Here is an 18,054-nt window from a genome sequence, read left to right on the forward strand (position 1 = left end):
TGGACTCGAACCAAGAACAACTGAAGGTCGTCTGAGGTACGAAGCCGCTCCCCTGCTGTCGCAGGAAACCGCGTGTTTCCGCGGTTCTCATGGAGCCAGTGTACCGGCGAGCACGGGCGCGGGCGGGCTGAATCTGGCGCGCGGGACGGGTTTCTGGTCCGCTTCTGGCCCCGCCTGCAGACACCCGATCGCGACAACCAACTCACCTCGGTCGCGTCCGGCGAGCGGTTTGGTGGGCGGGCATCGAGGATGAGGCGGGCTCGACTCGCACAGCACCGTCTTCAGGCAAGGCTCAACGGCATTCAACGCCATGGCTGCTGTCATCACCGGAGGAGAAGCCCAGTCGTTTGAGCCCGACGGGTCCGTCATCACGCGCGGCACCGTCACGCCGATTTACGGCTACCTCGTGGACGACTACCAGCCCGACTACGTGAGAATCAACTGATGCGCCGCTCCCTCACCGCCCTTGCCGTCGCGGTACTCGCTCTGACCCTTGGAGGGTGCGCCGTGCCCGTCGAAAGCAAACTGCCCGAGTACAAGATCCAGGCCGAGCAACTGCGCGAAGACATCGCAGCGCAGCTGCCTGAGGGCATCACCGTCGGCGAGCCCTACATCTCCTCTGAGGTGAGATTCGAGACGGAAAGTGGGGCGGGCGACTCGTCCGATTCCCCCGCGTACTGGCGCGTGCTCGATGGTCGCAACTTGACTGGCGAGCCGGGCACATCGGAGGACGCCGCGACGGTTCTCGGCGACTACCTCATCGCCGAGGGATGGTCACAGAAGGAGGCCGAGCGCACTGTCGGACGCGGAGTGACCGATGCGTACCGCCTCGAGCCCGGCTGGTACGTCGAGATCTCCTGGGCGACCAGCGAAGACGGCATGGCCGAAACGCTTGACATCCTCGTGCTGAGCCCAACGACCACACGTGGCGAGAAGCCGCCGGCGAACGGCTGAGCAGGCGTCTTAGCGTGCGCGCAGTGGCCTTCTAGGGCTCGCGGCCCTCCCGCTCGCCCTATCGCCGAGCGATCAACCGCCGGTTATAGAGCGACGCGCTCCAGACCAAGGTCATCGTCCTGACGCGGCCGCGATGGCTCGCAGATTGCTTCGACTTTCGGCAGGCTCACGACCGGCCCCTCCCATGCAGGGGGCGCGGTGCAGACGGGTGTCCACCGTGTGGTGTCAATGTTCTGGCGCCAGATGTTCAAATCAGCAGGCGATCGCTGCGGTGCTACGCGGTGGGCGGGGGAGGCACGGGGACAGGGACAGAGAACGTCGGCGGCATGTTGACCGACGAGGGGCTCACGAGGTGCGGTCGGTTCACGGCGCAGTGTCCACGATGGTCGTCTCGATCGCGGTGAGAGACATCTCTTGATTGGGACCCCACCCGAAGATCGAGGCGCCTGAGAGCATACGTTCCCCGATGATCAGTCCGGTCTCCGGATCGATGATGATCTCCTGACGCTCGCCCGCGCGGAGTGGTTCGTCTCGTCCGATCGCCACGCCCGTGACGCCGTCCAGGTTCGCAACGTCGTCCGTCGCCGTCACGCCGGGGATCCTCGACAACGCGTCCAGCAGGGCTGCGCGCTGCGGGGCTGGTACCAGCCCTGATCGGAGGATGTCGGCGATCCGAACATAGTTGTCCTCATCACGAGACATCGACCCACCGGAGTACTGTCGGTCGATCCACTCGTAGGCTTCGGCGCCGTCGAGCGGGATGTCCTCGAAGTCGATAGTCACCCACGAGTACTGAGGATCGTAGAACCGCCCATCGAGCGCGCGGGTCGTCTCGATCGAGACGCCGTTGACGCCTGTGATGTTTCCCCAGTCGCGGTAGAGCACCCATTCGGTCTTGGGGTTGGCGGGCATGTACACATCGAGGATCTGCTCGTTCGGTTCGCATCCCGCTGAGTCGCACGAACCCCAGCGGGCGTGCGTGCGTGAGCGGAGGTACTGATCCGATCCCGGTACGAGATCTGCGTAATTGATGGTCTCGGCGGCTGCGGTGCGCAATACGTCGCTCGCGTACGCGTACTGCGCGTTCATCGTGACATTCCCTGCGACGAGAACACCGGTGATCGCCGCGGCGACTCCGACCGTCGCCCAGGTCAGTCGCGGCACCCATCGCCGCTGTCGGCGAGTGGGAGTCGGCGCTGCGGCGGACCTCTCTTCCGCGATTCGTGCCATCAGCGCCGCGCGCCCCGCAGTGAGCGCGCTCTGGCTGGGTGCGCGGGTGTCGTCACGCGTGCTGCGCAGCAGCGTCAGCTCGTCCATGATTCGTCTCCTGTTCGATGGTTTCGATACCCGCGGCACGGCGCAGCTGGTGCCGTGCCCGGTTCAGTCGTGAGCGCACCGTCCCGATCGGTACTTGCATCGCGGCGGCGATGGAGGCGTAGTCGAGGTCGCCCCACGCGTACAGCAGCAGCGTGTCGCGGTCGGCATCCGACAGCCGGCGCAGCGCCTTACCGAGCCGCCGGGTCAGGCGTTCGGCGTCGATGCGCGCGCTGGCCTGATCGATCAGGTCGGGCGCGATCTGCGCAGCAAGGTCGGCCGACATCCCTTTCCACGCCGTCGCTTCCAACCGGGCGTGCTTGCGGATCAGCCGGGTCGCGATCCCCAGCAGCCACGGCCGCGCGTCGACGACCGTCGCGTCGTACGCCGCGCGCCGCTCGAAAGCCACCAGAAATGTCTCCGACATCACGTCGTCCGCGGCGTGGTCGCCGAGGCGCTGCGCGGCGTACCGGAACACTGCGGTCGCGTGACGGTCGTACAACGTCGAGAACACGGCCGGCTCACCGGCCGATCTCTCAATCACCTCGTTATCGGGGCTCACAACCGTATTGCTCGATTCCATCGATTGGGTTCACACCAATCTTCCGGTACGAGCGATTGGCGAACCGGCCGCTACGTCGAGAGCGTCTCAGCCAGCGCAGGACACTGTGGGACCAGGTCGAGGGGCCGCGACCATGCCAATTCGCGGCTCAGTTGCCCAGTCTGCTGGAACAAGCGCACCTGATGCGTGTCAGCTAGAGCCTCCGCGAGTTCGTGACGGTCAGCGGGCTGGAACCCGAGGCTCTGCCAGAACGGCCCCGAACGACGGCTGAACAGCCATGCCCTCACCGCCCCCTCCCTGGCCGCACGCTCGAGCGCGAAGCTCGCGAGTGCGCTACCTCGGCCGCGGGAGCGATGCACCAGGCTGACCCCCACGCTCCGGATCAGCGCATGACGACCGCAACCGCTGATCTCGTACCCGGTGCTGCCGATGATCTCGCCGCTCCCGTCACGCTCGACCCACAGTCGCACGCTCGGCGCGTCCAGACCACTCAGCGTCAGATCGACCTCGCTCAAGAACGCAGTGAGATCCTCGACATCGGCCACCCGGCACGGCGCAAGACTCACACTCCAAGTCAACCATTCGACCCCCGCGCGAGAACTCGCGTGCGTTCCACCCGTGTGAGGATTGCTCGATGAACGGCCAGCAGCAGGTACCCGGTGTAATCGGGTTTGCTCCCGCGACCGACGCGGTCTACCTCCGGACCATGCAGATGCCGGAACCCAGGACCGTCCAGGGACTCGTGAACCGTTTGCGCGTGTTGTACGCAACGCTGGATACCGACGAGTTCTTCGCGCTCGATGACGAGGGCCGCACACAGGAAGCGCAGCCATTGATCGAGGAAGCCGCGCGGTCGCTTCAAGCCGCCGGTGCTGACTTCCTCGTCGTTACCTCCAACACCGGCAGCCTCATCCTGGAAGAGGCGGCAATCAGCGATCTGCCACCTATGCTCAGCATCTTCGATGCGACCGCCGCAGCAGCACAGGACGCCGGGGTAAGCCGGATTGGACTACTGTCGACCCGCCGGACCGCCGAATCGCGGCGATACGACGAAGCGCTCGCTCGAATCGGCGTCGAGACACTAATCCCAGCCCTGCCATTACTTGCCGAGATTGATTCGATGATTGACCGAGAGGCGATCCGGGGCCTGCAAACTCCCGAGGCGCTTGCCCTACTCCATCAGGCCGTCGCTCGCTTCGCAGAGCTCGACGCACAGGCGATCATCCTTGGTTGCACAGATCTGATGCTCTTCGGAGCCGCCGCTATCGGAGCCGATCTTCTCCCAGTCATCGACTCGACGGTCGAGCACGCTCATGCGGCAAGACGCCTAGCCCGCGCCCCCAAGTCTGCTCCATCACCGGAACGACCGCACACCGCCCCTCCAGTACCATCAGACGGCCGGTGATCGTTTCGCTCGTGGTCCCCCGAACGCAGAGCAAGGTCGATGCGTCGCACCCGATTTGACCAGTCGTGAAGACAGAAGCCCGCGCGCCTGACAATGTCAGACACGCCCTAGCTCACGCGCGCTGCCGCCGACGCAAATCTCTCCGCGAGAGCCCGAACCCTGCCTCCTGGCCACAGCGTTTGGGGTTGTTGCGCCCCTCCGAGCGAAAGTCTCTGAGCAGGGCGAAGGGAATGTTGACGTGGCACGACGCGCTCGCACCGAGGCGGTATACCGAGGTGCTCTGGTCGCGCTGATTTGGGGGCGAGCGCCAGCATCGTCTTGTCAGCCGCGTTGCCCGCAATTGCAGCCTGGCTCTGGCTGCTCGGGCTCGCGCTTCTAGTAGCTGCCACCGTGCTCGCGCTCATCAACTGGCGCCGCCGAGGCGCGGCCGAGTAGCGCTAACCCGATGTGCAGCCGCGCGGGCTGACAACCCATACGTCTCGTTGCGCTCCGACGGCCGCCGGCTCGCCCTAATTCACAACTTGACCGGCTGTTCTGTTGTCCACAGTTCACCGAGGCGACCGCGCCGCTGTAGCTAGGATGGGCACGTGACTGCCGACCGATACGCCGTTGACACGGTCGGTGTCGCATCCGTCACCGGATCGGTCTCCCGAAGCCTGGATGAGCTGCTCACAGCTGGACGGCTGCGGCCACGGCGCTCGACGTTGCCCTCGCCGCAATCGCCGGCGAGTCAGAAGTTTCCCGCGCACTGGCCGACGCGACCGATACGCGGCGACAAACCGGTCTCGCGGCGGTCGCTCGGGGCGGCGAGCTGGTCGCCACAGTGCAGCAGACCACGCTTGAGTACGCCGAAGCCGACATGAAGATGGCGGCCAACTCGGCCGCAAGCGAGGCAGCGGTGCCCGAGGTGTTCCTGTTCCGAATGAGGCCCGTTTGAGCCTCATCACCCTGCAGAGCCTCCCTACGCTCACCATCGACGCCGCGGCACTCGCCGGCGCAGCCATCTCGCTGCGCGCCGCCGCCAGGCAGACCACGGAGCTCGGCACACAGACGGTGTCGGCTTGGAACGGGTTGCCTGCGTCGTACGACACGCCGGAGTGCACTGACGCCGTGTACAAGATGGCAGTTGTCGGCGAGGCGTGCACAGACTTTGAGGATGGTCTCGGCTCCGCAGCCACCATCCTGGGAAGGCTGGCGGACGACCTGACCGAGGTTGCACAGCACATCGACGCCCTGCGAGCTGACGTCGAGGAGCTTCGGGCGGAGGTGCTCAACTATCGCTGGGATGAGGCAGGTCTGAACGCTGCGAGCGAGCAATCCGTGTTGCTATACGGCTACGACACAATCGACCGCCAGTGGGGCGAGGGCCATTTCCAGCGCAACGCCCTCCTGATAGACCTACGGGACTTCATCCAAGGGACGCTCGACCAAGTAATCGCCGACGCCGCACGCGACCTCCGGGCCATCGGAGAGCCTGTCGGGCTCGGTCCGCTCATGACGCGCACCGCCGCTCTCGCTTCCGGGATGACGTGGGGCGAGCGACAGGAGCAATTCACGACGAAGCTGGCAATCTCCGCGCTCAACCAGCTGTCTCTCCTCAATGACCCTGCTGCCGTCCGCGAACTGCTCGCGCAGCACCCTGAATGGGCAGACCTCCTTCGCTTGCATCCTCCCGCGCCGGACGCGGTGAGCGATTGGTGGGCGGGTATCGAGGACGACGCGGTCCGCAGTGCGCTCGTCATGGGTATGCCTGCCCTGGTCGGTGCGCTTGGTGGGTTGCCGGCGTCCGTGCGAGTGAGTGCGAACCGGGAGACCGCGATGCAGCGACTGAGCAAGCTGCAGTCGGAGCTCGACCGGCTCGAGGTGCGCGACTACGACGAGAATCAGCCGTACGCGCACGAAGGTGCACTTGCCGACTACATACAGCGTAGGGCGGAGCTTAAGACCGAGCTCAAATACCTTCAGCGCGTGGCGGACGGCGAGGTTCAGCTCTATCTCTACGACCGTGACCGTGGTCAGGTTATCGAGATGTTCGGCGACGTTGACAAGGCCGACGTCGTGCTCAGCTTCATGCCTGGCACGAACACGTCGATGGAGAGCTTCTACGACCGTAAATTCGGAATCACACCGTTTACGCACTGGGAAGTTCAGAATGCGGAGCGCGACGTGAATGTGGCCGGCTTCGTCGTGATGCAGGGAGCGTTCCCGAACCTCGACGTGCTGGCGAGCGGCCCGCAGTACAACGCCTATGCCGAGGTGCTCGGCCGCCGCTACGCGGGCTTCTCGAGGGAACTCGACGTCATCGCTCCCAGCACCCCCGTCATGTCAGTCGAGCACTCATTCGGCTCGGGCGTCGCCGGTGTCGCCGAGTCGAACGGGGCCCATTTCGATGCCCGCTATACGTTGGCAGGGATTGGGATGACCGAGGGCTGGGAGAAGCAGCTGGGAACGAAATACTTTGCGGCCCAGGGCCCTGGAGACATCAACCGCTACCTGGATGAGGTACAAGCTGGCGGCCTCGGGTACGCGGTCTCGCCTCACGCCGCCAACGGTTTCGAAGAGCGGCCCACTAACTTCGGGGTGCCCGACCTATGGCCGCATGTGCTGTTTGGTCCTGGCGGCGTTGTCGTCGGCGCGGGGACCGGCGGCCTCGAACAGCACAACGGGATAATCAGCGCCGACGAGAGCGTGAACGGCATCGTGCTCAACGACGTGGCCCTGAAGCTGCGCGAGCTTGCGGGAGCAGCAAAGTGAGACGGGCATTCGGGCTTGTTGGCCTGTTCGGACTGGCACTCGGGCTTTCGGCGTGCTCTCCCCCGCCGTCCCCACCGACCTACGAAGAAGTGGTGGCGGAAACGGAGGAGGCGATGCAACTCATTCGAGACACGCTCCCCGCCGACGCGCCCCTCAACGACCGCTCAGGCGAACCGTTCGCTTGCAAGCTCGAAGGCGGCGAGGGAGAGTTCTTCACCGGATTGTGGGACATCGAGATGCCCGCAGGCTTCGACGGCCAGGCGTACATTGACGCACTGCCGGGCGAGCTCGGCGACGACTTCACCATCGAGACCAACGTGATTGACGTCAGTTTCCCGGTAATTCGCCTGCGACCCAGCGCGGCACCGGACGTGCTCATCGACGTGACGACCAACGCAGAGGACGAGGCGCCGTTTGTCAGCATTCGCGCTATCTCTCGATGCGGCGTGCCCGAGCCCTGAGTCTCTACGGCAAGCGGTCGAAGCCGATTGAGCGCTGTCAGTGCGTCGAACGCCTCGCGCGATATCTCGTCGCGCACCACGAGCCCGATTCCGACAGCAGTAGCCGCGCTCTGAAGGCGGCGGCGGTGCACAGGAAGCATGCTCATTGCCGGCGAGAGCTCGCCGGAAGTCTCCCGCGCCGGCCGGCGTGCGGGAGGCGCTGCTCCCGGCGCGACTACCACTTCTACGGGCACGGCACGCGTCGGAGAGTGTGGGCGATACGCTTTCGACATGAAGCCCTTCGTGACGGTCGTGGGTCTGGCGCTCGTCGTGGGGTTGCTCACGGGATGCACCGTGAACATCGGAACGCCGGTACAGCCTGGACCGGCCGAACCTCAGGAACCCGTTGCGCCTGAACCGGCGACCACGGCACCGCAACCTGAACCCGTGACCTCGGAAGACGCGTTCCTCGACTTCATGAGGCGCGAAGCCCCGATGACCTTCAACGAAGTGGGTGAGCAGGAGCTAATCGCGGGCGGCTACACCGTGTGCACGTTCTTCCGTGATGGCGCAACGGGAAGAGAGGTGGTCGAGTCGATGGCGACTGCTGCCGACGCGTTCGGCGATGACCCGACCGATTCGCTGGTCCTCATCTATGCTGCCGTCTCAAATCTCTGCCCTGAATACTCCACAGAGCTCGACTTGGGCTGACTGCAGGGGACGATTGAAGTCTGAGCGTGGCCGGGACACCTCTCTGGTCGGTGAGGCGACGTTTGCGAAATCGACCGATTCTGCGCACGCGGGGACGGACAGTTCGAAAGCGGCGTGTCGCGCTCAGAATCCTCGCACTTCTGAGCACCGACGCGCGCTGCGGGCCGTGGCCGAGCTTCATGTACGGCGGGCCGAGGTGGTTGAGGCGCCAGTCCTCGAGCGTGCGCTCCGGCACCTTGATGATGTCGGCGATCTCCGCCTGCGTCTTGAAGTCCGGCGGTGCGACTCCAGATGTGTCCATGCACGTCAGGTGCGCCGGTGTCGTCCGTGGCGACCCGTACGGGATGCCTCCGGAGCGGGGAAACCGGGACACCAATCCCGGCCGCAGACGAGCGGATGAGTATTTGGTCCCGTTTCTGGCCCCGCACCCGGTTAGACCGGTGGAGACGCCTCGAAACGAGGGTGGATTCAGATGCGGAATCCTGCGAAATTCACTGCTGGGGTACCTGGACTCGAACCAAGAACAACTGAACCAGAATCAGCCGTGTTGCCAATTACACCATACCCCAAGGCTGTCAGCCGAAGCCGTGCCGAGGATAGAGTCTACGCGACGCCGGGACGTGCTCCAAACCGGGGCGTCACCCGCGCGCGTCGACGAGCGCGCCGAGCCGGCGGATCGACTCGGACTTGCCGAGCAGCTCCATCGACTCGAAGAGCGGCGGCGAGACGCGCCGGCCGCTCAGCGCCACGCGCAGCGGGCCGTAGGCCACGCGGGGCTTGAGGCCGAGGCCGCCCTCTTCGAGCGGCGAGATCAGGGCGCCCGCCAGCGCGTCCTGCACGGCCGCGGCGGTGAACTCGGTCTCGGGCACGACCTCGAGCGCGCCGACGGAGGCGACCAGCACCTCGTTCGCGTTCGCCGGCAGCGAGGCCAGGGCGTCGTCCTGGTACGTCACGGTGTCGGCGAAGAGGAAGCCGAGCAGGCCCGGCGCGTCGCCGAGCAGCTGCATCCGCTCCTGCACGAGCGGTGCGGCCGCCGCCAGCAGCGCCTCCTGCGCAGGCGTGGGCGCCTCGTCGACGACTCCCGCGGCCGCGAGGTAGGGAACCAGGCGCGCGGCGAAGTCGTCGGGGCGCAGCATCCGGATGTGGTCGCCGTTGATCGACTCGGCCTTCTTCTGGTCGAAGCGCGCCGGATTGGGGTTCACGTCGGCGATGTCGAACGCGGCGACCAGCTCGCCGAGCGAGAAGACGTCGCGATCGGGGCCGATTGACCAGCCGAGCAGCGCGAGGTAGTTCAGCAGGCCCTCGTGGATGAAGCCCTTGTCGCGCTGCAGGAACAGGTCTGCCTTGGGGTCGCGCTTGGAGAGCTTCTTGTTGCCCTCCTCGCCGAGCACCAGCGGCATGTGCGCGAACCGCGGGATGAACGTGGTCACGCCCGCGTCGACGAGCGCCGAGTAGAGCGCGAGCTGGCGCGCGGTCGAGGGCATCAGGTCTTCGCCGCGGATCACGTGCGTGATGCCCATCAGCGCGTCGTCGACCGGGTTCACGAACGGATACAGAGGCACGCCGCCCGCGCGCACGAGCACGAAGTCCGGGAACGATCCGGCCGGGAACGTCACCTCGCCGCGGATGAGGTCGACGTAGGTGAGGTCCTCGTCGGGCACCCGCAGGCGCCACGCGGGCTCACGGCCCTCCGCACGGAAGGCCGCCTTCTGCTCGTCGGTGAGGTCGCGGTCGAAGTTGTCGTAGCCGAGCTGCTTCGCGCGGCCGTTGGCCTCGTTGCGGGCGTCGATCTCTTCGGCCGTCGAGTAGCTCTCGTAGACGGCCCCGGCTGCGACGAGCTTGTCGAGCACCTCGCGATAGATGTGATGCCGCTGCGACTGCCGGTAGGGAGCGTGCGGGCCGCCCACCTCGACGCCCTCGTCCCAGTCGATCTTCAGCCACTTCAGCGCATCGAGCAGCTGCAGATAGCTCTCTTCGCTGTCGCGCGCCGCGTCGGTGTCTTCGATGCGGAACACCAGCTTGCCGCCGTTGTGCCGTGCGTAGGCCCAGTTGAACAGCACCGTGCGGATGAGCCCGACGTGCGGAAGGCCGGTCGGCGAAGGGCAGAAGCGGACGCGCACGTCGGCGCCCGTGGCGGTCGTGGTGCGGGGATCAGGCGAAGAAGACATCGCTCCCGAGTTTATCCGGCCGCGCCCGGGGCGGCCGGCGTCACGGACGAGCGGATGCCGCGCCCCGGCGTCCGTCGACGGATGCAGCCAGCAGGCGGGTCAGCGTGGCGAGAGTCGCGCGCACGGCCGGCACGCGGTCGGCGCCGCGGGCGGTGACGGTGTGCAGGGTGCGCTGCTCCCCCGCCGGCAGCGGGACGACGGCGATCCCCGGCAGCTGCGGGAACGACTCGACCGCCATCCGCGGCAGCGTCGCGACGCCGATGCCCTGCGCGACGAGCCCCTCGACGGCGACGAAGTTGTCGGTCTCGAAGGCGATGCGCGGGGCGAAGCCTGCCCGCCCGCAGAGCTCGAGCAGGTGCCCGCGGCAGCGGGGGCAGCCGGCGATCCAGTCGTCATCGGCCAGCGCGGCGACCTCGAGCGCCGTCGCTGCGGCCGCCGGATGCCCGGCCGGCAGCACGGCCAGCAGCTCGTCCGTGCCCACCGACTGCACCGCGAGCCCGCGCGCACTCGACCCGTGCGGGTCATCGCGGTCGCCGGGATAGCTGAACGTGAGGGCGATGTCGGCGCGGTCCTCGCGCACCGCCTCCACCGCCTCGGGAGGCTCGGCCTCCACATAGGTGAGCGAGATCCCGGGATGCCGCTCCGCCAGGTCGGCCAGGAGCTTCGGCACCACGGTCGGAGACGCGGACGGGAACGCCATGAGGCGCACCCGCGCCGCCCGCAGGCCGCGCAGCTCGGCCAGTTCGCCGGCTGCGGCATCCAACGCGGTCGTCACCGCGGACGCGTGCCGCGCGAGGATGCGTCCGGCGTCGGTCAGGCGTACGCTCCGCCCCACCCGCTCGACGACCGGCACGCCGAGACGCTGCTCGAGACGCTTGAGCTGCTGGCTGACGGCGGGCTGACTGTAGCCGAGCGCGAGCGCGGCCGCAGTGATGGAACCGGCGTCGGCGATGGCCTTCACGAGACGCAGTTCGCGCGCGTCGAAGGCCGCTTCGTCCTCGAGCACCTGTGTCACGAGCAAAGCATAATCCTGCGTTATGGGTTTCATGGAACAGCTGCCGTAGACGCGCAGTGTCGCCCGGCGCATGCTGGACGCATGTCGACACCGCTCTCCCCCGTCGCCGCTGCTCAGGCCGAGTTCGCCGGCGGCCGCGGCTACCTCGCGGCGTGCACGGTGGGTATCCCCTCCCGTGCCACGCGGGAGGCGCTGCTCGCCGACCTCGACACGGCGTGGGCGGGACGCCCCGACGTCGCCGGCTACAGCGCTGCGGCGGAGAGATCGCGCGCGCTGTTCGCATCGCTCGTCGGCGTCGGGACCGGGCGCGTCGCCATCGGGTCCCAGGTATCGCCGTCGGCAGCCCTCGTCGCGACGGCGCTGCCCGAAGGCGCCGAGGTGCTGGTGCCCGAGGGCGAGTTCTCGTCGGTGGTGCTGCCGTTCCTCCACACCGGGCGCGGCATCCGCGTCCGCACCGCCCCTCTTCGGGAACTCGCCGCGCACGTGGGGACGCAGACAGCGCTGATCGCCTTCTCGCTCGTGCAGTCCGCGACCGGCGAGGTGGCCGATGCGCACGCGATCGCCGCTGCGGCTGCGCAGCACGATGCCCTCACCCTGTGCGACGCGACCCAGGCGGTCGGATGGCTGCCGGTCGAGGCATCCGTCTTCGATGCCGTCGTCTGCCACGCGTACAAGTGGCTGTGCGCGCCGCGCGGCGCGTCGTTCCTGGCGCTGTCGGAACGCATCGCCTCACGCATGACGCCGCTGCACGCGGGATGGTACGCCGGCGACGACCCCTGGGCGTCGTGCTACGGCACCGATGTCGATCTCGCAGCCGATGCGCGGCGGTTCGACGTGTCGCCCGCCTGGCAGGCGTTCACGGGCGCCGCACCCGCGCTGGCGCTGTTCGCGGCACTCGAGCCGCACGAGCTCCACGCCCACACCACCGGTCTCGCGGCCGCCTTCCGCGCCGGTCTCGGCCTCCCCTCGCCCGACCGGGCGTCGGCGATCGTGACATGGGCGGATCCGGAGGGCCGTGATCTCGCACGTCTCACCGCCGCGGGCATCGTCGCCTCGGGACGAGCCGGACGGGCACGGGTCGCATTCCATGTCTTCAACGACGGCGACGACGTAGGCGGAGCGCTCGCGGCACTGGGACGCTGAGCACCGCAGCCCGCGACCCCGCGACGGCACTGCGTAGACTGCTGACGCGCGCGCCCGGCGCGCGCCGACGGAGGCCCCATGAGCGCTCACCCGCATCGCACGGTGCTGCGCGGCGGCACGGTGATCGACGGGACCGGTGCTCCGGGACGCCGGGCCGACCTCGCGATCGTCGGCGATCGCGTGGGCGCCATCGGAGAGGTGCCCGCTCGCGACGGAGACACCGTCGTCGACTGTCGCGACCGCCTCGTCATGCCCGGATTCGTCGACGCCCACGCGCACGCGGACGGCGCGGTCTTCCGACCCGACGTGCAGCTCGCTCTGCTGCGGCAGGGGGTCACCACCGTGGTGGGCGGTCAGGACGGTGTGTCGTACGCACCCGGCGACGGCGTGTGGGCGACCCGCTACTTCGCCGCGATCAACGGGGTGCACCCGACATTCGCCGGCGGGGGCGTCGCCGAGCTGCTGCGCACCTACGACGGCACGACACCCCTGAACGTCGGCTACCTCGTCCCGGCGGGCACCGTCCGGCACGAGGTGATGGGCATGGACCCCGGACGAGCGGATGCCGCGCAGCTCGCCCGCATGCAGCAGCTCGTCCGCAACGGGCTCGCCGCGGGTGCGCTCGGGCTCTCGACCGGCCTCGACTACGTGCCGGGCATCTTCGCCGACACCGCGGAGCTCACGGCACTGTGCGCACCGGTCGCCGTGGCGGGGGCGCTCTACGTCACGCACATGCGCGGCGGCTACGAGGCCAATACCGCGGCGGGGCTGCGCGAGGTCGTCGAGATCTGCGGCGGCGGCGACGTGCACCCGGGCGTGCGCGGCCATGTCTCGCACCTGCACGTCGACGCCGCCGACGCGGAGCGCCTGCTCGCCGAGGCGACGGCAGCAGGTGCCGACCTCACCTTCGACATGTATCCGTACACGCGCGGCTGCACGCTGGTGGCCATGGCGGTGCTTCCGCCGGAGTACAGCGCGCTCGACGTCGACGACGCGGTCGCTCGCCTCTCGGATGCGGCCGAACGCGCGCGCCTGCGGGCGGACTGGTTCCCCACCGTCGCAGGCAAGCCCAGTCTCGGCCCGGAGTGGCCGTCGATGATCCGCATCGGTCACACACCCGCGCCCGAGTGGGAGTGGGCCTGCGGGATGACGCTCGCCGAGATCGCCCGCCGCCGCGGCGACACCGTCGAGGATGCGACGCTCGACCTCCTCGTGGCAGGTCGCCTGGCGGTCAACGCCGTCATGGCGGTGCGCGACGAGCGACCGGTCGACAACCTCGCCCGCCTGTTCGCGCACGCCGGGCACACCGGCGGCTCCGACGGCATCTACATCGGCGAGGTGCCGCACCCCCGCGGCTGGGGCACGTTCGCACGGTTCCTCGGCACCTACGTCGGCCGTGCCTTCTCGTGGGAGGAGGCCGCCGTGCACCTCGCCGCCCGACCGGCAGCGCGGTTCGGCCTCTCGGGTCGCGGCATCCTGCGTCCAGGTGCGGCGGCGGATGTCGCGATCATCGATCCGCGGACGGTGACGGATGCCGCCACCTATGAAGACCCCCGGGCGCTCGCCGTCGGCATCGACGACGTGTTCGTCAACGGTGCCCGGGTGCTGGCCGACGGTGCGCTCACCGATGTCTCGGCCGGACGCGGCCTTCGCCGCAGCGGTTCACCGGCGGCCCTCGCGCTCGAAGACCCGGCACGCGGGTCCGACGATACGACCTCGCACGACCTCCGATGAAAGGAACCCCATGACCAAGCAGGCCATCCTCCTCGACAACGCTCCCAAGCCCGCAGGCCCCTACAGCCACGGCGTCGCCGCCGCCGGCATGCTCTTCACCGCGGGCTTCGGACCGCAGGACCCGGCCACCGGCGAGGTGGTCGCGGGCGGCGTGTACGAGCAGACGCAGCAGGTGCTGCGCAACGTCGGCAGCGTGCTCGCGGCGAAGGGCGCGTCGTTCGACGACGTCGTCAAGGTGACCGCGCACCTGCAGCACCTCAAGCGCGACTTCGCGGAGTACAACCGCGCCTACGCGGAGTTCTTCGCCGAGCCGTACCCGGTGCGCACGACGGTCGGCTCGGACCTCTACGACATCCTCGTCGAGATCGACGTCGTCGCGGTGCTGCCGCAGGCCTGATGAGCAGCGTGCCGCGCGGGATCGCCGATCGAGGGCTCGACGCCCGCGACAAGGGCCTGCCCGCCGAGGCGGACGGGCTGTCGGTCGGCGCGTTCCTGGCGCGATCTCCCCGGCTCTCCGAATTCTGGACGCCGCTCCTCGTGCTGGATGACGGCGCGCTGCGCGACAACATCGCCTTCCTCGCGGTCTGGTGTGCGGACCGCGGCCTCGAGCTCATGCCGCACGGCAAGACCACGATGGCCCCGCAGGTGTGGTGGCGCCAGCTCGACGCCGGCGCGACCGGCATCACGGTCGCCACGCCCTCGCAGCTGCGCACCGCGGTGGACGCCGGCATCCCCTCGGTGATGCTCGCGAATCAGCTCGTCCAGCCGGAGGCGATCCGCTGGACCGCCGGCGCCGTCGCCTCCGGCGTCCGGGTGTGGAGCTGGGTCGACGATGTCGCGGGCATCGAGGCGATCGAGCGTGCGCTGGGGCCGTCACCGGTGCATCCGCTCGAGGTGCTGGTCGACGTCGGCCGCCCGGGCGGCCGCACCGGCGCCCGCTCGCACGACGCCGCGGTCGCCCTCGCGCGGCGAGCCGCCGCGTCAGCGAGCGTGCGGCTGGCCGGCGTCACGGGATACGAAGGATCCGTCGCCCACGGCCGGGGCGCCGGGGCGCTCGCCTCGGCCGCGTCGTACGTCGACGAGCTGCTCGCCGTCCACGCCGCCGTCACCTCGCTCTACGACGACGGCGACGTCGTGGTCTCGGCGGGCGGCAGCGCGTACCCCGACGTCGTGGGCACGGCCTTCGCCGCGGCTGCGGCGCGCGGCGATCGCGCGCGCTTCGTCCTGCGCTCGGGCGCCTACGTCGTGCACGACCACGGCTACTACCGGCAGAACTCGCCGTTCGAGGCGGCGGGCCTCCGCCCCGCCGCGCGTGGCCTCGCGCGCGTGGTCTCGCGGCTGGACGCCGACACCGCGATCGTCGACGCCGGCAAGCGCGACTTCCCTTACGACGAAGGGCTTCCCGAACCGCTCTTCGCGATCGACGGCGCGGGCGAGCGGATGCCGTTGCCCGGCGCCGCGATGACCAAGCTCAGCGATCAGCACGGCTTCGTGCGCGTGGAACCCGGTTCGCCGCTCGCCACCGGCGACCTCGTCGTGTTCGGGCTCTCGCACCCCTGCACGATGTTCGACAAGTGGCGGCTGATCCCGGTCGTGGACTCGTTCGACGACCTCTCCGGCGCCGTCGTGACCGACCTCATCGAGACGAGGTTCTGACGCTCGGCGGTCGGATCAGCCGCCTGGCGCGTCGGTCGCCGGGCGGGCACGCGATGCCCGCCAGCCGAGCGGGGCCAGCAGGACGGATGCCGCCACCAGCGCCATGACGACGAGCGCGAGGCCGTCGTAGCCGATTGCGCCCAGCACCGCGCCGGCGGCGATGGCGCCGATGCCGCCGACGATGCTCATGGTGAAGTCGCTGAGGCCCTGGCGCCGTGTGCGCAGCTCTTCGGAGGACGACTCGGTGAGAAGCGTCGACCCCGCCACGGTCGAGGCGCTCCAGCCGAGGCCGAGCAGCACCAGCGCGACCGTGACCGCCGTGGTGGACGCCTCGCCGAACGAGGCGGTGAGCAGGGCGGCGGCGAGGAGCGCCTGCCCCACGAGGATCGTCGCGACGCGCCCGATCCGGTCGGCGAGGATGCCGAACACCGGCGCGAGCAGATACATGCCGGCGATGTGGAGGCTGATCGTGAGCCCGATGATCGACAGGGTCGCGGCGTCGGACTCGGCATGGGTGAGGTGGGTCAGGTGCACCGGCGTCATCGCCATCACCGACACCATCGTCCCGTGCGCGGCGGCGACGGCGAAGATCGCGTAGCGCGCCGCCACCGGCCGGTCGGCGCGCGCGATCGGCCGGCTCCCCGGTGGTGCGGTGGCCACCACGCGCTGCGCGAGAAGCAGCGGGTCGGGCCGCATCGCGACGAGGTACAGCACGATCGCGAGCGCCTGCGCGACCACCGTGAACAGGTACGGGCCCGTGAGCGGCGGCATCCCGATCGCGCCGCCGACGACCTCGCCCGGACCGGTCAGGTTGGGCCCCAGCACCGCGCCGACGGTGGTGGCCCACACCACGATCGACAGATCACGGCCGCGCGAGGCATCCGTCGCCAGATCGGCCGCGGCGAACCGCGACTGCAGGTTCGCGGCCTGGCCGGCGCCGATGATGAAGAACCCGGCGAGGAGCAGCGGGAACCAGCCGAGCGCCACGGCGAGGATGACCAGGGCGACGCCGGCGAGGGCGACGGCCATTCCGGTCGTCAGGGAGCGCCGCCGGCCGTGGCGCCGCGCGACGGCGGCGAGGGGCACGGCGGTCAGTGCGGTGCCGAACGTCACCGCGGCCGCGGCCAGCCCCGAGAACGTCTCCTCGCCGGAGAGCTCCGCCGCCAGCACCGCCCCGAGCGACAGCGTCGCGCCGAAGGCGAGGCCGCCGAGCACCTGCCCGAGCGAGAGGACCCAGACCGTGCGCCGCTGGACGGCCGCGATCTCGGCGCTCGTCGGCGCGAGCGCCGGCGAGGCGGGCTCGGTCTCAGGCATCGCGGGCGGTGTTGCGGAGGGTGCCCAGCCCGGTGATCTCGACCTCCACGGTGTCGCCGGCCGAGATCTGGCCGACGCCTGCCGGGGTGCCGGTGAGCACGACGTCGCCGGGCAGCAGGGTGAACGCCGCCGAGGCGTAGGCGATGACGTCGGCGAGCGAGAAGATCATGTCGGAGATCGGACCCTGCTGACGCACCTCGCCGTTCAGCCGGGTCGTGATGACCGCCGGGCCGTTCACGTCGAAGTCGGTCTCGATCGCCGGCCCCAGCGGGCAGGACGTGTCGAAGCCCTTGGCGCGGGCCCACTGCCCGTCGGACTTCTGCCAGTCGCGAGCGGTGAGGTCGTTGGCGATCGTGTAGCCGAACACGTAGTCGAGCGCGTTCTCGGCCGGCACGTTCTTGGCGATGCGGCCGATCACGGCGGCGAGCTCGCCCTCGAAGCTGATGAAGTCCGACCCGCGCGGCAGCACCACCGCGTCGCCCGGGCCGATCACCGACGTGTTGGGCTTGAAGAAGAGCATCGGCGACGTGGGGACGTCATTGCCCAGCTCGGCGGCGTGATCGCGATAGTTGCGGCCGACGCAGACGAGCTTCGAGCGCGGGATCACCGGCGCCAGCAGCGCCACGTCGGCGAGCGGCACCCGCTCCCCCGTGGTCTCGTACCCGGCGAACATCGGGTCGCCGGCCAGGACGACGAGGTCGCCCTCGTCGACGATCCCGAATCTGATGGCGTCGTTGTGGCTGAAGCGCGCGATCCTCACCCGTTCAGCCTAGCCACCGGCGTCGACGCCGGTCCGCGGCATCCCGCCCGCCCTTCGACCATGTCCCGATTCCTCGCCTCCATGTCCCGAAAACGTCGCTTCCCGGCACCGGGAACCACCGAAA

At 69.1% G+C, this 18,054-nt stretch carries 17 protein-coding genes and 1 tRNA gene; 10 read left to right on the forward strand and 8 right to left on the reverse strand.

The features are described from left to right. The first annotated feature begins 310 nt into the window (after positions 1–310). Together R8Z57_RS08970 and R8Z57_RS08975 are read left to right on the forward strand one after the other, a co-directional pair. The gene (locus R8Z57_RS08970) at positions 311–445 is read left to right on the forward strand and encodes a hypothetical protein (RefSeq protein ID WP_318353406.1); all 135 of its coding nucleotides are present in this window, start codon (positions 311–313) and stop codon (positions 443–445) included. Beyond that, on the forward strand, positions 445–954 hold the full coding sequence (locus R8Z57_RS08975; RefSeq protein ID WP_318353407.1) for a hypothetical protein: 510 nt from the start codon (positions 445–447) through the stop codon (positions 952–954). The genes R8Z57_RS08970 and R8Z57_RS08975 overlap by 1 nt, the downstream gene beginning before the upstream one ends. A gap of 363 nt (positions 955–1,317) precedes the next feature. Here the strand turns inward: R8Z57_RS08975 and R8Z57_RS08980 are convergent, their stop codons facing one another. From R8Z57_RS08980 to R8Z57_RS08990, 3 genes are read right to left on the reverse strand one after another with little or no spacing between them, the layout of a single operon-like run. Beyond that, on the reverse strand, positions 1,318–2,271 hold the full coding sequence (locus tag R8Z57_RS08980) for a hypothetical protein (protein WP_318353408.1): 954 nt from the start codon (positions 2,269–2,271) through the stop codon (positions 1,318–1,320). Then, the gene (locus R8Z57_RS08985) at positions 2,237–2,851 is read right to left on the reverse strand and encodes a sigma-70 family RNA polymerase sigma factor (RefSeq protein WP_318353409.1); all 615 of its coding nucleotides are present in this window, start codon (positions 2,849–2,851) and stop codon (positions 2,237–2,239) included. Before R8Z57_RS08985 ends, R8Z57_RS08980 begins: the two co-directional genes overlap by 35 nt. Positions 2,852–2,901: 50 nt before the next feature. Beyond that, on the reverse strand, positions 2,902–3,375 hold the full coding sequence (locus R8Z57_RS08990; RefSeq protein WP_318353410.1) for a GNAT family N-acetyltransferase: 474 nt from the start codon (positions 3,373–3,375) through the stop codon (positions 2,902–2,904). 89 nt (positions 3,376–3,464) lie between these two features. Between R8Z57_RS08990 and R8Z57_RS08995 the strand changes: the two genes are divergently transcribed. The 4 genes from R8Z57_RS08995 (at position 3,465) to R8Z57_RS09010 (ending at position 8,140) form a co-directional block, all read left to right on the forward strand. Next, complete coding sequence (locus tag R8Z57_RS08995) at positions 3,465–4,235, forward strand: aspartate/glutamate racemase family protein (protein WP_318353411.1); 771 nt, start codon at positions 3,465–3,467, stop codon at positions 4,233–4,235. Positions 4,236–5,168: 933 nt separating this feature from the next. After that, the gene (locus tag R8Z57_RS09000; RefSeq protein ID WP_318353412.1) at positions 5,169–6,989 is read left to right on the forward strand and encodes an alpha/beta hydrolase; all 1,821 of its coding nucleotides are present in this window, start codon (positions 5,169–5,171) and stop codon (positions 6,987–6,989) included. 92 nt (positions 6,990–7,081) lie between these two features. Then, complete coding sequence (locus R8Z57_RS09005) at positions 7,082–7,450, forward strand: hypothetical protein (RefSeq protein WP_318353413.1); 369 nt, start codon at positions 7,082–7,084, stop codon at positions 7,448–7,450. Between the two features lie 270 nt (positions 7,451–7,720). After that, positions 7,721–8,140 (forward strand): DUF732 domain-containing protein, encoded by a 420-nt coding sequence (locus R8Z57_RS09010; protein ID WP_318353414.1) that lies wholly within the window; start codon positions 7,721–7,723, stop codon positions 8,138–8,140. A 497-nt stretch (positions 8,141–8,637) separates the two neighbouring features. Here the strand turns inward: R8Z57_RS09010 and R8Z57_RS09015 are convergent. The 3 genes from R8Z57_RS09015 to R8Z57_RS09025 form a co-directional block, all read right to left on the reverse strand. Continuing rightward, positions 8,638–8,709: transfer RNA gene (locus R8Z57_RS09015), tRNA-Gln, on the reverse strand. 69 nt (positions 8,710–8,778) lie between these two features. Continuing rightward, positions 8,779–10,308, reverse strand: coding sequence for a glutamate--tRNA ligase (gltX, locus tag R8Z57_RS09020; RefSeq protein ID WP_318353415.1), 1,530 nt, complete (start codon positions 10,306–10,308; stop codon positions 8,779–8,781). A gap of 40 nt (positions 10,309–10,348) precedes the next feature. Beyond that, a complete protein-coding gene (locus R8Z57_RS09025) occupies positions 10,349–11,323 on the reverse strand; it encodes a LysR family transcriptional regulator (protein ID WP_318353416.1) in 975 nt (324 codons plus the stop codon). An 81-nt stretch (positions 11,324–11,404) separates the two neighbouring features. On the opposite strand from R8Z57_RS09025, the gene R8Z57_RS09030 reads away from it, so the two are divergent. The 4 genes from R8Z57_RS09030 to R8Z57_RS09045 all read left to right on the forward strand — a co-directional run bounded on the left by R8Z57_RS09030 (position 11,405) and on the right by R8Z57_RS09045 (position 15,856). Continuing rightward, positions 11,405–12,466 (forward strand): aminotransferase class V-fold PLP-dependent enzyme, encoded by a 1,062-nt coding sequence (locus R8Z57_RS09030; protein WP_318353417.1) that lies wholly within the window; start codon positions 11,405–11,407, stop codon positions 12,464–12,466. 78 nt (positions 12,467–12,544) lie between these two features. Further along, entirely contained in the window at positions 12,545–14,200 is a 1,656-nt protein-coding gene (locus R8Z57_RS09035) for an N-acyl-D-amino-acid deacylase family protein (RefSeq protein WP_318353418.1), read from the forward strand. A gap of 10 nt (positions 14,201–14,210) precedes the next feature. After that, the gene (locus R8Z57_RS09040) at positions 14,211–14,597 is read left to right on the forward strand and encodes a RidA family protein (RefSeq protein WP_318353419.1); all 387 of its coding nucleotides are present in this window, start codon (positions 14,211–14,213) and stop codon (positions 14,595–14,597) included. After that, the gene (locus R8Z57_RS09045; RefSeq protein WP_318353420.1) at positions 14,597–15,856 is read left to right on the forward strand and encodes an alanine racemase; all 1,260 of its coding nucleotides are present in this window, start codon (positions 14,597–14,599) and stop codon (positions 15,854–15,856) included. The genes R8Z57_RS09040 and R8Z57_RS09045 overlap by 1 nt, the downstream gene beginning before the upstream one ends. Positions 15,857–15,871: 15 nt before the next feature. On the opposite strand, the gene R8Z57_RS09050 is transcribed toward R8Z57_RS09045, so the two are convergent. Together R8Z57_RS09050 and R8Z57_RS09055 are read right to left on the reverse strand one after the other, a co-directional pair. Further along, entirely contained in the window at positions 15,872–17,170 is a 1,299-nt protein-coding gene (locus R8Z57_RS09050; RefSeq protein ID WP_318353421.1) for an MFS transporter, read from the reverse strand. Beyond that, entirely contained in the window at positions 17,163–17,930 is a 768-nt protein-coding gene (locus R8Z57_RS09055) for a fumarylacetoacetate hydrolase family protein (protein ID WP_318353422.1), read from the reverse strand. The genes R8Z57_RS09050 and R8Z57_RS09055 overlap by 8 nt, the downstream gene beginning before the upstream one ends. Positions 17,931–18,054: the final 124 nt, after the last annotated feature.

The sequence above is a fragment of the Microbacterium sp. M3 genome (genome assembly GCF_033548675.1).
Taxonomy (GTDB): Bacteria; Actinomycetota; Actinomycetes; order Actinomycetales; family Microbacteriaceae; genus Microbacterium; species Microbacterium arthrosphaerae.

Excerpts from the sequence above, each read along its gene's own strand:
- R8Z57_RS09030 (WP_318353417.1), top strand. The coding sequence starts at position 11,405 with ATGTCGACACCGCTCTCCCCCGTCGCCGCTGCTCAGGCCGAGTTCGCC.
- R8Z57_RS09035 (WP_318353418.1), top strand. The coding sequence starts at position 12,545 with ATGAGCGCTCACCCGCATCGCACGGTGCTGCGCGGCGGCACGGTGATC.
- R8Z57_RS09050 (WP_318353421.1), bottom strand. The coding sequence starts at position 17,170 with ATGCCTGAGACCGAGCCCGCCTCGCCGGCGCTCGCGCCGACGAGCGCC.
- R8Z57_RS08975 (WP_318353407.1), top strand. The coding sequence starts at position 445 with ATGCGCCGCTCCCTCACCGCCCTTGCCGTCGCGGTACTCGCTCTGACC.
- R8Z57_RS08980 (WP_318353408.1), bottom strand. The coding sequence starts at position 2,271 with ATGGACGAGCTGACGCTGCTGCGCAGCACGCGTGACGACACCCGCGCA.
- gltX (WP_318353415.1), bottom strand. The coding sequence starts at position 10,308 with ATGTCTTCTTCGCCTGATCCCCGCACCACGACCGCCACGGGCGCCGAC.
- R8Z57_RS08970 (WP_318353406.1), top strand. The coding sequence starts at position 311 with ATGGCTGCTGTCATCACCGGAGGAGAAGCCCAGTCGTTTGAGCCCGAC.
- R8Z57_RS08995 (WP_318353411.1), top strand. The coding sequence starts at position 3,465 with ATGAACGGCCAGCAGCAGGTACCCGGTGTAATCGGGTTTGCTCCCGCG.
- R8Z57_RS09040 (WP_318353419.1), top strand. The coding sequence starts at position 14,211 with ATGACCAAGCAGGCCATCCTCCTCGACAACGCTCCCAAGCCCGCAGGC.
- R8Z57_RS08985 (WP_318353409.1), bottom strand. The coding sequence starts at position 2,851 with ATGGAATCGAGCAATACGGTTGTGAGCCCCGATAACGAGGTGATTGAG.
- R8Z57_RS09010 (WP_318353414.1), top strand. The coding sequence starts at position 7,721 with ATGAAGCCCTTCGTGACGGTCGTGGGTCTGGCGCTCGTCGTGGGGTTG.
- R8Z57_RS09045 (WP_318353420.1), top strand. The coding sequence starts at position 14,597 with ATGAGCAGCGTGCCGCGCGGGATCGCCGATCGAGGGCTCGACGCCCGC.